Source organism: Halodesulfovibrio oceani subsp. galateae (genome assembly GCF_055397225.1).
In genome coordinates, this window is the sequence record NZ_AP042453.1 from 508108 (window position 1) to 523358 (window position 15251).

Below are 15251 nucleotides of genomic sequence, written 5' to 3' on the forward strand. Positions count from 1 at the left end.
GTTGTTTAGCAGCCGAAGGTAATCTTATCGCCGTTGCCAAGGTAGTCCTTTGAGGCAGAACGGAAACGAGCAGTACCTCGTACAACAGGATAACCAGCCTCGATAAACTTCTTAGCGGTAAGGTGACCGGTGCAATGGTTGCAACCGATGCGTTCAAAGCCCCATTGGCCAAGAGAGATTACAAGGTCGTCATATTTCGGGTCCCAGTCTTCGAAAGGTGAGATATGCAGACCACCATAGATGCCGTAGAACTTGTCATTATCATATTTCAAGTTGGTGTAGGCAAAGTCTGCAAACTTGAGGATGCCCTGATGACAACAACCGGAGATTAGTACTAGGCCGCGATCCTTAATGTTGAAAGCGAGAGACGTTTCACCGAATACGCGGTTGATGATAGGTACGTCGAACTTAAGTACTGCCATGCCCGGTACAATTTCAGTGATTGGTTGGTCTACAATGGTCAGGTCACCCTTGTAGCCACAATCTTCAATGTACTGGAGACCTTCTTCATAAAAGCCATCGTGAACATACAACGGGATGCGGTTGTCATATTTCACGGTTGCAGGCAGACCCCAGAAATGATCCCAGTGTTCATGCGAAATGATCAGGGCTTCAATTTCCTGATCGCGCAGCATTTTGTCGATGCCTTCGCGTTTAAAGCTATCTTCCATCCATTCGTAGGACCAGCCGGTGTCGAGCAGGTATTTGTGAATGGTGCCGTCCAGAGCTTCTACTTCGATAAGACAGGAGTAGCCCCCAGCGTTATCAGGATGCAAAGCAAGCTCTTTCTGGATTTCCCAAGCTTTCTTTAAGTCGTTTGGAAGCAGTTCTTTGATAGAGCCGATGCCTTCTTCGTAATTACCTTGCGCAGAGCCTTTGCCGTTGGCGAACGGTGGCCAGTTCAAGGTGTACTGGTTAACAAGCAGGCCGCCAGCTTCATGAATATCGCCGATGAGGTGTGCGTTGTTAAACCAACTTGTTTCAGAAATGTTGGTCACGCGGACATTGCGGCATGCGCCGAAGTCGTGCTGTTTACGCTGTGGTTTCTCAAGGCGGTCATACGCCATCGGGCTATAGGAATACATACCCATACCAGCAAAAGCGCCTGCCACAAGGCCGGTTGCGGCGCCTTTGACGAAGTCGCGTCTGCTGAGGTTCTTTTTGTCGTTGCTCATTCTATCGCTCCTTATTCCCTGCGCTTACTTAATGATGGTGAAGTTGGTGCCAATCCACGGCAGAATGCTGATCACAGCGAAATAAAGCGCCAGACCGATAGCCAGACCAAAGATAAGACCTTTGGCAATACCTGGGGACCACTTCACGTCATGTGCAACAACTTCTTCTTTGACTTCTTCAAGCTCTTCTTTGGTTTTAGGTACAGCTTTCCAACCAGGCCAACCGTCCATGAACCAGACGTTGATCAAGAAAATGTTGATCAGCCAGATCATAGGAATCATTGGGAACTGCTGTGGATGGGAAATACCTTTTTGAGTGCCAAGGAAGAGGTGAGAAGTTTTGTAGTAAACCACATAGACAAGCACAGCTAAAGCAGCTGTCAGCAGGGTACGGATGCACACATTGACTGGACGGCTGAATTTGGTCGGCCAGTTGTTGCAATAGAATGTGAGGAACAACGTTGGAACAAGCCAGAAGATAGCCATTTCGCCAACGTGCAACCAGCGCCAGTCCGGAGCCATAATACGGCGGGTGCCGCGAATGGTTTCGCCCCAAACGAGATCCTGTGCATAGAACAGGAAAAAGCACAGTGCGACGGCGATGGCGATAATTCCAAAGAAGGAAGTTGTGCGGCGCAGCGCGTTGTTCTTAATAAGGTTGAAAGGGTAACGTTCCCAAATAGTTTCATAAACCCAAACGATTACGGTACAACACATAATCCATGCGATATGGAAGTTGCCGGAAACCGTATTGGCAAAATCTTCCCAATAAGGCGGGCAAATGGCAGTAAATTTTTGCCAAGGGTAAAAGAGAATCGCCATGTGGGAATGCATGGTTAAAAAGAAGACAATCATGCTGAAGAAGAACGTTACGAGGACAATTGTGATGCCTCGAGCAGGCTGTTTTAAGTCTTGCCACGGTGCATTTTCACACGCAACAACCCAGCTTGGAGAAAGCCAAGAAGCAATTGCCGCAAACATCATAATGGCTTCAGCTGCATATTCGATAGAATAAAAATCGGTGATGCCCATGGCTTCAAGCCGTGCAGGGTTGAAGTAAGGGATACCGAAGTTACCAAGGATTTCTACAAAAAAGCCTTTCATAAGAATGATCATGGCTGCGACGCTGACGAGTGTAAGCACTGAACCTTTAATCAAAGGATGCGTCTTTTGGAGCCATGATCGTTTAAACGGCCAGAAGTCAAAAATATAGGCCACCCAGATGAACAGAATCAGGAGCCAACGGCAGACCATGTATCCCACATACGGGGTATACATACGCATAATGCCTCGTGGATCTTGGAAAATCCACCAGGTTACATAAAAGAATGCAAAAATGATAATCGTATTAACCAAAGCTGGAATTGGGCCATTCCAGCGTTTGACTAGTTTTCGACTTTCAAGGTAGCTGAAACTACTATTGTCCATGTTACTAATCCTTTACGAGTTCGTCGCGAAGGTGATCAGTCCTCGTGTCCCAACTACGCTATTCTAGAGTTAGGTTGATGGTTTCTATTCAGAAACCAGTTCTTCTAGTTGCCCGGGTGTTATTGTAGCCGGGTCAATTCCCAGTTCCATGGCGCGCAAAAAACGTTCGTTTTCAGACATCGGAGCTTTGGGAAGCAACTCCTTCTGGTGAACGGTTTCTGGCACATTCTTTTTCTGGCTTTTTCCGGGAATGAGGCGGCTAAAAAATTCTCTTCGTTTCATAACTGTTTTCTTTTCTTATTATTCAGGAAGAATCAGCTGATAGAACGTTTGCATGCAACGTTCGGCAAGCGTTTCCGCTTGATCGGGCTGGCCATTCTTCAGGGCGTTGAACAGTTCCACATGATAGGCAAACAGGGAGTGAATCTGTACTTCTGAAAGGCTGGTTCCACCGTGCTCAATATTTTGGGAGGCCTTGGCGAGCTCTTTCATGAGCAATATGAGGTAGTCGTTGTCTGAGACCTCTGCCAACGCCAGAAAAAACCCGATGTATTCGCGACTGACCGTTGGCAGGTCGAAATTAACGATAGCCTCACCGAGTTTTGACGTGGCTGTTTCCAGCTTTCCAATGTCATTGACTGAGAGGCGGGAGGCTTCGGCTCGTGCAAGCTTTGGTGCCATAAACATGAGAGTCTCGACGATTTGGCGGTTCGCGACGAGACTTTTACGCCTGCGAAGCATTTCCCAGCTGATGCGACCTTCCTTGCTTTTCAGGTAGCAGCCACTTTTTTCGCGTATCTCGAGGTATCCCATCGTTTCGAGATTACAGAGCACTTCTCTAATGGTGTTTCGGCTTGTGTTGAACATTTCGGCAAGACGGCGTTCTCCAGGCAACCGATCTCCAATGGAGAAAGAGCTACCCTGAAGCATTGCTGTAATCTTTTGGCAAAGAAGTGGTCGTTGCGTTGAAGCCATATCTAGTCCAACCAGTTTTGTGTTTGTAAGCGCTAACTACTGCCTGAATGTTCTTTTATTGAGGCAGAACTCGAAGGGCAAGGGATTGTAGGATATTTGCAGACGAACTGGTTGAGCCAATTTCTGTGTCTCATAGCTTGTATTGGTCATGATGGCATTATAACTGTCTGAAATAGAACAGTATGACCTGTTGTCAGAAAGAAGGGGGAATGGGGCAAAAAAAATGGCGCAGCAGAGTTTTTTCTGCCACGCCTGATAATTTTTCGCAAAGTGGTTGGGCCAGTATTGTCACCTGTCGTGCAAACAGCGCTTAAGGTTTTTCAAAAATTCTTCGTGAAGCGCAAGTAGCGGGGCGTTCGCGTCCGGATCGTAGCTCTGCCCTTTTGTGGAGCAAAAGATAAGAACACTTGTTAGAACATCTTTTTCATAAAAAGGTTGGGCATAGTAGGAACGAATGCCGCGCGGAATGAAGAGTGCCCAGTCTATCGGCTTAATGCTCTTGGATGTTTCCATGACCACATGGCTCTGTAGGTCGAAACGGACAATGTTTTCGGCGATGGAACCTTCGTATGGATGGATGTGGTTTTCCGACACGGTTTCAAAGGGTTCTCCAGCTCCTATAACGACCACTGTATTCTTGTCGATGAAAATACGGGACAGCATAATGGCATCCGTGGGGGAGTCTGTGGGAAGTGCTTTGAGCATGGCTTCTAACAGCTCTTTTATGGTGCCACATTTTCGCATAGAGTTTGTAACGGCCTCTAGTGGCACTGCTTCATTACCGTGAACTGGGGTGCCTTTGCATGTTAGGCAGTCATTGTTGTGTGTCATTGTGACCCACAGCAAGTTTTCCTCGGCGTGGGCAATTGCCTGAACGTGTGTGGAACATTGGTGGCTTCTACCTTGGCTGTCGGACACGTTAAGCTTGCCACTCCAGCTGTCTGAGAAAATAAGCCCTTCGTACATCTGGTGTAGGCTTGTGCTGGTGTTGTGTTGCAGCAGTTCCTGAAAGGTCAAAGAAAGTAACTTGTCATCATCATATCGTAGAAATTGCTTGGCCGCTTTGTTAGCAGCACGGATTTTACGGTCTGAAAAATGGACAAGCAGCACGGGATCTTTGATGAGGTCAATCTTGGTAGAAAGCGTGGGCATACCATCGGTGGCAAGTACCGTTTTTACCTGTGGAGATATGTCCATGAGCATGCCGATGGAACTGGTGTGATGGTTAGGATCCGGCATGGCGGCAAGTTTGAACCATCTGGTGACACCTTTCTCAAGGCGTAACCTAAAGACACACGCAGTTTTGATACGGTTGCGAATCTGCTTGTAACATTTAGTAAACTGTTCCCTGTCTTCAGGCAGAATCATTGTTTTAGCTAGGTGGGTGTCCTGTAGAATCGCTCGAACTTTTTCCTCGCGCGCGGGAATAGTGTACGAGTTAAGAAAGGATATTTCATTCCTTACAATATCGATTCGCCAGACAATGGCAGGGATGTGTTCAAGATAATCAGCAAGATATGTTTCTGCATTTTCTGCAGCAGACAGATTGCTGTCGGAATGCTTCAGCATTGTATTCCTTGATAAGCTGTATTGTTAACGCAAGATAACTAGCACCAATACCCCCGACATATCCCATTTGGCAAACAGTTCTTCAGAATGGATGAGGGTCACATTTCGCTTGATTCAGAATAATGGCCTAGCTTATGCCACGTAAGTTTATAGCAGAAGCAAAGTGAAGCTACTGTAGCATTAATATATAGAAGATTATTTGTTACTGTTGTGAGTAGGGTTTTGTCATTACACTACGAGTAATTATTCTAGCAACATTTAGTAGTGTAAGAAGCAAGCTATACGGTAGGTTTTACATACATAAATGTATGCACGTAGCTTGAAATAGTTACCAATGATAAAAGGCATGTACTTAAACAGTATGTGCCTTTTTTGTTTTTTAATTCTATAGTTAGCAATGTATGAAAATATTCTGCATGTTTTTTATTTTGAAAAAATGAAAAGTCTACAAATTTTGATTGTGAAACGTAAAATTTAGTCATTGAGCAAAATAAATAATATTGAATAATGATTATGAAAACGTTTTTTATGCTTCATGAATTATTTTTTATGTACAAAATGTACGAAGCAATTCATGTTTATGTATTTTGATACATAGTTTTGATAAAATAACAGAATAAATTATCAAAATAAATTTTGAAAAGAGCATCGAATAGAATGTGTTCGATGTTGCTTTGAAACCTTAAGCAAGGAGATGGATAATATGAATGAACAGACACAGGAAACGATCAAGTTGATTTCTGCTGGACTTAAGCTTGGTATTAAAGCGTATGAATCAGCAATGCGGCTTTCTGCTGCCGGTTACTACGTTCCGGGTGTTGATGAATTTCACCGACGTGCAGCACAGCTTCGTACCTCGCCTAGACGTGCTAGAAAAGGAACATATTCATCGAGAATTGTTGGCCATGCATAGCACTGCCAAAGAGGTTTGGAGTGTGAGTCGGAACGTGGTTTATCGCTTGCTATGACTTGCTTTAACTTTTCTGCAAAGGCGGAAGGAGACAATTCGTCTGGAAGAAATGAGCGTTTTCATAACGCATATGACGCCGATCCTGTTTGCTATCTGTTTTAACGGTACACTTTTGGTCTGGCTTTGCTGTCTGGTTGTGGCCTCGTTGAGGTTTCAAATTCGAAAAGTAATGAGGGTAGGTATGGAGATGCAACGGGAGCAGTTGCCATTTACGGCACAGGACATTGCGGAGGTTATCGGGGTTGAGAAGACAATGGAGCTGGTGCGAGGTAAGCAAAAAACTAAATGTCGGAGTCTTTATGTTCCAAGTCCTAGCCGTATGAAGTCTTCTCACTGGCTGGTTCAGACTATCGGGGAAGAGGCTGCTCGGGAGCTTTCTCAGGAATATGCAGGTGAACCTTTGACTATTCCCAAGTGCTCAAGTGTTATCAAATTGGAGCGTAATAAGAGGATAATCCAGATGCGGCAGCAAGGAGTCCGGTATCAGGCTATAGCCGACGCCTTGGGAATGAATGTGTCAGCAGTAAAAATGGTCTACAGTCGATGGATGCATGCTCATAGTAGTAATAGTGTAACGTGCAAAAGTAACACTGGAATAGCATAACACTCTGAACTTGTGAGTGAAAAAGTAACTTGAAGAAAAGGTGGTCACAAACTGCATTGGAAACGTTGCGCAGAGCTATGTACAGCTGCACCATCGGGAAATGGAGCAAGAGCTGATAGTGCGTGAAAGCGTATTTTTAGTATCCATAAATTTTTCACTGTCTTGATACGGAGCAGAAATGGAAAAAGATTTACAGCAAAACAATAATAGCGGGGTGACCGTTGAAGAAGTGCACAAAGGCATACTAGAGGCAGTGCGTACCGCTTTTCCGTTGTTCCAGACTGTCGAGGATTACACTTCTTTGACTATAGATACTGAAGGAGGTGCGGGCGCTACGCCGTGTCCGCTACCAGCCTTTGTTTTATCCATGCCTTCATTTGTTCGTGATACTGAAACGGGCGATGGTCTGTTGGCGGTCGATTTGCACTTTGAAGGGCGAATTCTTGGAGCTTTCGACGGAGCAGACAAAGAGAGAAAGGTTCGCGAGCTTGTTGCCGCGGTGGCTCTCTTGATCGATGGAAATAATTTCGGGTTGCCCATGAGAGGAACGCGTTTCTTACAAGCTGCACAGGACTCGTCATTACCTTCATTGTCTCATCTGTCGCCGTGGTTGCTTGAATTTCAGGTCTCAATATGTCTCGAGTCATCAAGTTCTATCGATGATTTTATACCGCCTGATGAAGTATATGTTTCCATGGCTCCCGAGATAGGGCTTAAGCATATTGATAAATACACGCTGGTATATAAGAGAGGTGTCTGATGAGTTTTGAACTGGCTGAATTAACTCGGCAGTTTAATAATATGGTGCGGATAGGGACTGTGCATTCCGTTGACTATAAAAAGAACTTAGCGCGAGTGGCGTTTGGAGCAGTCGTAACAGATTACTTACCGTGGCTCACAAGAAGAGCTGCGGGAAACCTCACGTATGATTCTTTGGAGGTGGACGAACAGGTGTTTGTTATTACGCCTTCCGGGCAAGCGTTGGGTGTAATTATAGGCGTGTTGAATCAGTCCAAGTTCGCTGCGCCGGAGGAAAGTCCTGAAATACAGAAAACCGTCTACAAAGACGGTTCTGAAATTATGTACAACAGGTCAACGCATAAACTTACTGCGAACATTAAAGGTGATGTGTCAGTTGATGCGACAGGAGATATTCAAGCGGCAGCAGGGAAGAATATATACGCTACAGCAGTTGATTCGATTGATGTAACCGCTGGGACGTCTGCAAGCATTACCGCAACGAATATTGTCTTAAATGGTCAAACAGTAATTAACGGATCGCTTTCTCAAGGTGGTGGCAGCAATGGAGGGAGTGCGTCTTTTAATGGTTCTCTACATACGACTGGTAAGATCACTACGGATAGCGATGTGGTAGCGAATGTTTCATTGAATGGGCATACGCATGGTTGCAGGGAAGGTAAGACATGGTCGCCTAGTTCGTAATGACGGATGGTTGGCCTAGCTGGTTTATTGGCTGGAGTGTGCGGGCGGTTTCTTAATTCAAAAAAAATGTCTGTTGTTGTGTGAGTGGTGTCACTTTTGTGCGTTGTTCATTTTATGATTTAATGTTGCTAAAATATGGTATGCTATAAATAAAACCATAAATAGCAATGCAACTAAATATATAAGGTATTGTAAGAAGCTGAAAATAAGCTTTTTACAATACCTTTTTTTTACATAGTGAGAAGGTGAAGTGAATTTATATATGAAAAAATATGTATTAAATATCAAAAGTCACAAAGTGCATTGGAATATATCTTTCCACACTGCTAGTTTGCACTCATGAATGGCATTAATAGAGAAACAGGAGAGAGACTTTCTGGCATAGAGCATTTGCGGCAATCAATTTGCGATATTCTGTCAACCCGAATTGGAACTCGTGTTTTAAACCGAGAGTATGGTTCGCGGTTACCGTCACTAATTGATGCGCCAGTGAATGCTGAAACTTCCCTTGAATTTTACGCTGCCACCGCAGAAGCGTTAAGTCGCTGGGAGCCGCGTTTTAAACTAACAAGCGTACGTATTGCATCAGCGTCACACGGCGTTGTTGTACTCAATTTGGTAGGTGAATACCTGCCGGATGGTAAGCGAATCACGCTTGAGGGAGTAGAGGTTAAATGACTGCATTCAATGCGATCAATCTTTCACAGCTCGCACCTCCAGAGATCATAGAATCTTTGAGCGTAGAGCAGATTCTTAAAGAGCTTATTGCGTATCACGAAGAATTGGATCCGGATTTTACGGCACCGCTTCCTTCTGATCCTGCATATAAGATCTTTGAAGCTAATGCATACAGGGAGCTTCTGTTGCGTCAGCGAATTAATGAGGCAGTGCAGGCAGTACTTGTTGCGTATGCAACCGGTACAGATTTGGATCACCTGGCGGCTTCTGTTCCATTGCAACGCAAGTTGTTGGATGCAGGCGACCCGAATGCATACCCGCCAACACAACCAGTGTACGAAGCCTGTGAGGATTTTCGGAAGCGTATTGTGATGGCTCCGGAAGGATTTAGCACAGCGGGGCCGGAAGGTGCCTACACTTTTCATGCACTGTCGGTTGTGGGGGTAAAGGATGCGCATCCGCATTCTCCTGCACCTGTGCATGTTCAACTGTACGTGCTGGGTAAAGAGGGGAATGGGGTTCCGGAAAAAGCTATTCTAGACAACGTTGCTGCAGTTTTTTCCAAAGATGTTCGACCATTCACCGACTATCTCGAAGTACTGCCTGCTGTTATGCAGGAGTACGAAGTAGTGGCAACAATATACATTTTACCTGGTCCGTCCTCAGATACCGTTTTGAAAGAAGCGCGGAAGAATTTGGAAAAGTACGTTGCCGACAACCATAAACTCGGTACATGCATTGCCCGTTCCGGTATCGATGCAGCCTTGCACATTGCAGGTGTGTCCCGCGTAGACATTGTTTCTCCACCCGCGGATATCATCACTCAGGGGCATGAGGCTGCATTTTGTACCAAGATTACTTTGGGGCAAGGGAGCAGTGAATGACGCTACTTCCCTCCAATGCCACGAAGTATGAACGAGCGTTAGAGAAAACGTGTGCCCGCTCGTTCTTGCTGCCTGTTCTTATCAACACATTGCGAAACCCGTTTGAATGTCCATTGGAGGCTCTTCCATGGTTGGCGTTTGAATGGTCGGTTGATGAATGGAATGAGGATTGGAGCGAGGAGCAGAAAAGGCAGGTAACAGCGCGTTCTGTAAGTGTGCATAAAAAAAAGGGCACATGCGGAGCTGTAGAGGAAGCCCTAGGTGCATTGGGGATTACTGTCCGTGCAATTCAATGGTGGGAAATAGAGCCGAAGGGCGTATCTGGAACGTACGACTTAGAGGTACAGCTTCCAGCCGGATACAAAGCAGATGAAGCAACTTATCAAGAGGTTGAACGTGTCGTGAATGCGGCTAAAAACTGTCGCTCTCATCTTGGGAAAATTACGATTACTCCAGCAGCGTTAACACAACAGCCGGTTGTATCCGGAATTGTGTTCTGTGGTGAAGTTGTGACTCTTTATGAGCTTGGTCGAATTAAAGTAAACTAGGAAACGGTATGCCTGATTTTTACACCGTGGTGACTGATACAGGGCTTCAAGCATTAGGGCTTGCATCCACACAAGGGGAGAGCTTTTCTCTTACTCAAGCTGTTGTGGGCGATGGGAACAGTTTAGCAGTTATTCCCAATAAGGGGATGACCACCCTTGTTAACGAAGTATGGCGCGGGGATGTTTCAGGAATAAAGGTTGATCCAGAAGACCCTAATACCTTTATTTTTGAATTTGCGATTCCAGCAGATACAGGCGGTTTTACCATTCGAGAAGTTGGTTTGCTGGATGAAAGTGGCAAGCTGTTCTGTATTGGTAATTTTCCAGATACAGAAAAACCCGTTGCCGTAAATGGTTCCGTGCGTGATTTGGTGGTTCGTTTGCCTCTGCATTTTGAAAATGCGGACGTAGTAAATTTAGTAATTAACGCTGCTATTGTTTTAGCAACAAAGCAGGACATAGCGGATCATAACGAAGATCCACAGGCGCATCGACTGGCAACAACTGCGCAAACAGGTTTTGTTCGTCTCGCAACAGTGGAAGAGCATGAAGCTAAGGCTGTACAGACTGTTGCTTGTACTCCGTTTGGTGTGTGGGAATTGCTCAAGTCTTTAATGAGTAATGCATGTGCATCGACTAGCACTCTCAAAATTGCAACATCAAATGCTGTGTGCCAAGTTTTTAATAGGATTGAAGCCCATAAGACTGCTGACGATCCACATGGTGTGGTAGCGAAAGTGAAAGCTTTATTAAGCAACTCGATTACGAGTGCCAGTACAACGACCTTTGCAAGTCCTAAAGCGGTGAAGACTGTTAATGACAATCTGAATGCCCATAAGTCGGCAACAGACCCGCACAAAGCGCAAGATCGTGTTGATTCTAAAATGAATGGGCATTTAGGCGCAAATGATCCACATGGTGTTGTTACAAAAGTTAAGGCGTTATTAAGCAGCTCAATCACAAATGCTAGCACAACCACCTTTGCTACGCCGAAGGCTGTGAATGAAGTCTACAAGAAGTTTACAGGGCACTTGGAGGATACCACCCCCCACGGATTGCCACTTGATGAAGGTGAAGCATGGCAGGTTCTTATAAAGCAGGACGACGGTAGTATTGCATGGGGGGCTGTTACTGGTGTCCCAGTTGGTGAACTTTGTTTTTCGACAAACAACGTAGCGTTGCCCGGTACGGTTCCTGTTAACGTAAAGCAAAAAGTACGTTGTGCTCTTTACCCACAGCTTTTTGAATGGATGAAGGGCGGAACGCACCTTACGGATGAAGCAGCATGGGATGCCGAAGCAGCCGCACAAGATGGTACATGCGGCAAGTACTGCTGGGATGGTGGGGAGTATTTTATTCTGCCGTGTTACCAGCATCATTTTGCCACTGCTAATGCAAATAACCCTGCTGGCAGTTGGCTCCCTGAAGAACTTAAAGCACATAGCCACACAATGTACACCGGTTCTCTTATTGTAGGGGATGCACATGGTGGTGCTGCACACGACCATGACCTACGAGGGCCTGATGAAATTCGTACAGAGTCGACAGGTGGTTCAGAAACTCGACCAAATACTTCCTATGTTCTGCCCTGTATCAAAGCGTTTGATGTGGCCATAAATGCTGCACAACTTGATATGCAGGTACTTGCGCAACAGGTGGCGGCAATTAACGAGAACAAGGTTGATCGTTCCGAATGGGCAAAGCTCGCGCTTGTAGCCGTTGGGCGCATAGACCTTGTCCCGTTTCGTCCTGATGCGTTGCCGCAAGATTTCTATATGTGTAACGGTGAAGGATTATTAAAAACATCTGCGGCAGGTAAAACACTGCGTGCCATGCCGTCATCGTACAAGTCGGATTGGGGGATAACAGAAAATTCAACGCATATTTTTCTCCCCAATGTTTTTAGTGGGAGTGATGGGTATTTTTTCCGTGCCGTAAATGGCTCTACTCGGCGTGTGGGACATAAGCAGGGCGATGCCATTCGTAATATCAGCGGTAAATGGGAACAAGCCTCAAGCGGACAATCTACTAAGGGAACATCTTCAGGAGCAATTTCTGCCCTTGGTTTAAAAAGAGGGCAAGAAGCAGAAGGGGCTTCAGGAGCCTTTAACGGTTTTGACTTTAACGCTTCCCGCGTAGTCCCAACCTCACATGAAAACCGCCCAAAAAACATTGGCATGACACCTGTTGTTTACTTGCCAGCTGTGTAGGAACACATAATGCAAAATTACTATTTTGATAATGACGGCTATTATGTTGATTCAGGCTATGCAAATCCTGAATTTGCCTGCCCTGTGAATGCAACTCGCGAGGCTCCGGTGCAACGCGAAGGCTACCATCCAAAATGGAACGGTAATGCGTGGGATTACGTGCAGGATATGCGCGGAAAAAAATACTACACCCCAGACGGTTCTGAAGACGAAATTACAGAAATTGAAGGACTGCTCCCCGAAGGGGCAAGTTTAACAAAGCCAGAGCCAACCGAAGCCGAAAAAGTTCAACAGCGGATCACAGAGGTCCAGCAACAACTCACCACTAATGACCTCGCCTCTGTACGCCCTTTACGAGCAAAAGTGGCAGGTACAGCGACTGAGTTTGATGATGCCCGACTCGTAGAGCTGGAAGAGCAAGCTCAGGCATTACGTGCAGAGCTGGCAGCGTTGAAGGCAGAATGAAACTGCTAACGTCTCAAACATATGAAGAAGCTTCAGAGGAATTAAAAAGCCGAGTCTGTAACGGCTGTGGGCCAGCTGGACTTATCGGGAAGTTGGTACCTGAAAAGCTAGCAGGCGTGGATATCTCTGAAGCCTGTAATATTCATGATTGGATGTATCAGGAAGGTGAGGACAAACAAAAGGCAGACCTATTCTTTTTGGCAAATATGATTTTCATTTGTTCCTGCAAAAGTAAGTGGTTGTTACCGCTTCAGGCATGGCTTGCTGTCAAATTCTTTTTGGCTGTGTTTTATGCGGGCGATGAATTTTTCAATCATTCTTTAACACCTATTAGTTAGTGGTTTTTACAAAGGGTCAAGGGGCGAGCTCCTTGCGGGTGGAGGGCAGAGCCTCCTCGCCGAAGGCAACATTTTATAATTAAGGATGCATAATGAGTACTGATTTTTTACATGGTGTCGAATTTATTGAAATTGATGAGGGTGGTCGTCCTGTAAAAGTAGTGCGTTCTTCTGTGATTGGTATCGTCGGTACTGCTCCGGACGCAGATGAAACTGAATTTCCGCTTGATACTCCAGTTCTGATTTATGGCAGCCCTCGTAAGGCCGCTAAACTGGATACTAAAGGCACTCGTGCTGGTACGCTGCCCAATGCAATGGATGCAATTTTTGATCAGCATCATGGTTTGGTTGTTGTAGTCCGCGTTGCGGAGGGGGCAGATGAGAAAGCTACCATGACCAATGTTGTGGGTGGCACTACAAATGAAGGTATGAAAGGCGTGCATGCGTTCCTTGGTGCAAAATCCAAGTGTGCCGTTAAACCGAAAATTCTGATTGCGTCGGGCTTCACCCATCAGCGTTTTGAAGATCCTGATAATTTAGGAACATACCTTAAGAACCCAGTTGCTGCAGAAATGGAAGCAATTGCTGAGAAACTTAACGCAATCGCGATCAAAGATGGTTGTAACACTAACTCTGAAGCAGCAATGCAGGATGCAGCGTTGTTTGGATCTGCGCGTACCTACATCGTTGATCCTTTTGTCACTGTGTACCGTAACGGTGTATTTGTGGATGAGCCATCTTCTGCCCGTGTTGCCGGTGTTATTGCACGTACTGATGCGGAAAAGGGCTTCTGGTGGTCTCCTTCCAACAAAGAGATTCTCGGCATCTCCGGTGTCGCGCGTCCTGTTCCATTCGAAGTTGGTGATACTGCAAGTGAAGCCAATGTGCTGAACGAAAAAAAGATTGCCACCATCATTTGCGAAGATGGCTACAGACTTTGGGGCAACCGTACTACTTCCAGTGATGCGCGTTGGTCTTTCCTTTCAACCCGCCGTATCGCGGATATGATTAACGAGTCTATCCAGCAGGCCCACATGTGGGCAGTCGATAGACCGGTAGGCCGCATCTATTTTGAAGCGGTGCAGGAATCCGTAAACCAGTTCTTACGAACTTTGGAACAGAAAGGTGCCATTTTGGGTGGCAAATGCTGGGTTGATGCAGAAATCAACAGCGCAAGTGAGATTGAACAGGGACATACCTACTTCGATTTTGATTTTACCCCGGCTTATACAGCAGAACGTGTGACATTCCGTAGCCGTATGACTAACGGCTACGTTGAGGAGGTATTTAAGTAATGCCAGTAGCAGAAAATGTTTTAAAAAGCGCTAACTTGTTTGTGGATGGTCGCGGCTTTGCCGGTAACCTTAAAGAAGTAAAGCTTCCAGATTTGAACCTGAAGCTTGAGCAGTTCCGCGCTGGCGGTATGGATGCACCGGTGTCTCTTGATAAAGGGATGGAAGAACTCGTTACAACCTTCTCTACCACCAAGCATTGCAGTGAGACCCTTGGACTGTTGGGTGTACGTAAGAACGAAGGTGTGCAGTTTACAGTAAAAGCCAGTCTCGAAAGTTACAATGGTACGGTTACGCCTGTGACTGTGAATATGGTCGGTACAATTACAAAAATTGCTCCAACAGCATGGACAGAAGGTGGCGAGGCTTCCACTGGATACACCGTGAACTTGAGTTATTACAAATACACTCAGGACGGCAGTGTTGTGCATGAAATCGATGTGCTGAACATGAAGCGCGTCATTAACGGTACAGACCAGCTTGTAGAGCATCGTAACAATCTCGGATTGTAATAGGCTAATAGTTATTCCTTCTTTGGCGTACCGAAAGGTACATCCGCTCCCGTAGTGTGTAGTTACGGTTGAGTCGGGTTGTTTGGAAAAAGTCAGGTGCTCTCGTAGCAGCACTTCGATGTGCATCTGGCTTTTTTCATGCGCCTGCTATGTTCTTCTT

Annotated in this window: 17 protein-coding genes; 12 read left to right on the top strand and 5 right to left on the bottom strand. The window is 45.7% G+C overall.

What is annotated here, in order from left to right; translation table 11 throughout:
* Positions 1–5: 5 nt before the first annotated feature.
* From ACZ5V1_RS02170 to ACZ5V1_RS02190, 5 genes are all read right to left on the bottom strand, one after another.
* Positions 6–1175 (bottom strand): MBL fold metallo-hydrolase, encoded by a 1170-nt coding sequence (locus ACZ5V1_RS02170; RefSeq protein ID WP_464390397.1) that lies wholly within the window; start codon positions 1173–1175, stop codon positions 6–8.
* Between the two features lie 24 nt (positions 1176–1199).
* Positions 1200–2603: a hypothetical protein gene (locus ACZ5V1_RS02175; RefSeq protein WP_464390398.1), complete on the bottom strand. Its 1404-nt coding sequence runs from the start codon at positions 2601–2603 to the stop codon at positions 1200–1202.
* An 84-nt stretch (positions 2604–2687) separates the two neighbouring features.
* A complete protein-coding gene (locus ACZ5V1_RS02180; RefSeq protein ID WP_464390399.1) occupies positions 2688–2885 on the bottom strand; it encodes a hypothetical protein in 198 nt (65 codons plus the stop codon).
* Positions 2886–2903: 18 nt separating this feature from the next.
* A complete protein-coding gene (locus ACZ5V1_RS02185; RefSeq protein ID WP_464390400.1) occupies positions 2904–3578 on the bottom strand; it encodes a FadR/GntR family transcriptional regulator in 675 nt (224 codons plus the stop codon).
* Positions 3579–3866: 288 nt separating this feature from the next.
* The gene (locus tag ACZ5V1_RS02190) at positions 3867–5147 is read right to left on the bottom strand and encodes a diguanylate cyclase (protein WP_464390401.1); all 1281 of its coding nucleotides are present in this window, start codon (positions 5145–5147) and stop codon (positions 3867–3869) included.
* A gap of 703 nt (positions 5148–5850) precedes the next feature.
* Here ACZ5V1_RS02190 and ACZ5V1_RS02195 point away from each other — a divergent pair.
* From ACZ5V1_RS02195 to ACZ5V1_RS02250, 12 genes are all read left to right on the top strand, one after another.
* A complete protein-coding gene (locus tag ACZ5V1_RS02195; RefSeq protein WP_464390402.1) occupies positions 5851–6060 on the top strand; it encodes a hypothetical protein in 210 nt (69 codons plus the stop codon).
* A 238-nt stretch (positions 6061–6298) separates the two neighbouring features.
* Complete coding sequence (locus ACZ5V1_RS02200; RefSeq protein ID WP_464390403.1) at positions 6299–6721, top strand: hypothetical protein; 423 nt, start codon at positions 6299–6301, stop codon at positions 6719–6721.
* 178 nt (positions 6722–6899) lie between these two features.
* On the top strand, positions 6900–7481 hold the full coding sequence (locus tag ACZ5V1_RS02205) for a hypothetical protein (RefSeq protein ID WP_464390404.1): 582 nt from the start codon (positions 6900–6902) through the stop codon (positions 7479–7481).
* Positions 7482–7540: 59 nt separating this feature from the next.
* Positions 7541–8164, top strand: a complete 624-nt coding sequence (locus ACZ5V1_RS02210; RefSeq protein WP_464390405.1) for a phage baseplate assembly protein V — start codon at positions 7541–7543, stop codon at positions 8162–8164.
* Positions 8165–8503: 339 nt separating this feature from the next.
* Positions 8504–8842: a GPW/gp25 family protein gene (locus ACZ5V1_RS02215; RefSeq protein WP_464390406.1), complete on the top strand. Its 339-nt coding sequence runs from the start codon at positions 8504–8506 to the stop codon at positions 8840–8842.
* Positions 8839–9726, top strand: a complete 888-nt coding sequence (locus tag ACZ5V1_RS02220; RefSeq protein ID WP_464390407.1) for a baseplate assembly protein — start codon at positions 8839–8841, stop codon at positions 9724–9726. The genes ACZ5V1_RS02215 and ACZ5V1_RS02220 overlap by 4 nt, the downstream gene beginning before the upstream one ends.
* Positions 9723–10274: a phage tail protein I gene (locus ACZ5V1_RS02225; protein WP_464390408.1), complete on the top strand. Its 552-nt coding sequence runs from the start codon at positions 9723–9725 to the stop codon at positions 10272–10274. The genes ACZ5V1_RS02220 and ACZ5V1_RS02225 overlap by 4 nt, the downstream gene beginning before the upstream one ends.
* A gap of 8 nt (positions 10275–10282) precedes the next feature.
* Complete coding sequence (locus tag ACZ5V1_RS02230) at positions 10283–12484, top strand: phage tail protein (protein WP_464390409.1); 2202 nt, start codon at positions 10283–10285, stop codon at positions 12482–12484.
* Between the two features lie 9 nt (positions 12485–12493).
* The gene (locus ACZ5V1_RS02235; protein WP_464390410.1) at positions 12494–12949 is read left to right on the top strand and encodes a hypothetical protein; all 456 of its coding nucleotides are present in this window, start codon (positions 12494–12496) and stop codon (positions 12947–12949) included.
* Complete coding sequence (locus tag ACZ5V1_RS02240; protein WP_464390411.1) at positions 12946–13287, top strand: hypothetical protein; 342 nt, start codon at positions 12946–12948, stop codon at positions 13285–13287. The genes ACZ5V1_RS02235 and ACZ5V1_RS02240 overlap by 4 nt, the downstream gene beginning before the upstream one ends.
* 92 nt (positions 13288–13379) lie before the next feature.
* The gene (locus ACZ5V1_RS02245) at positions 13380–14582 is read left to right on the top strand and encodes a phage tail sheath C-terminal domain-containing protein (protein WP_464390412.1); all 1203 of its coding nucleotides are present in this window, start codon (positions 13380–13382) and stop codon (positions 14580–14582) included.
* On the top strand, positions 14582–15091 hold the full coding sequence (locus ACZ5V1_RS02250) for a phage major tail tube protein (RefSeq protein WP_464390413.1): 510 nt from the start codon (positions 14582–14584) through the stop codon (positions 15089–15091). Before ACZ5V1_RS02245 ends, ACZ5V1_RS02250 begins: the two co-directional genes overlap by 1 nt.
* Positions 15092–15251: the final 160 nt, after the last annotated feature.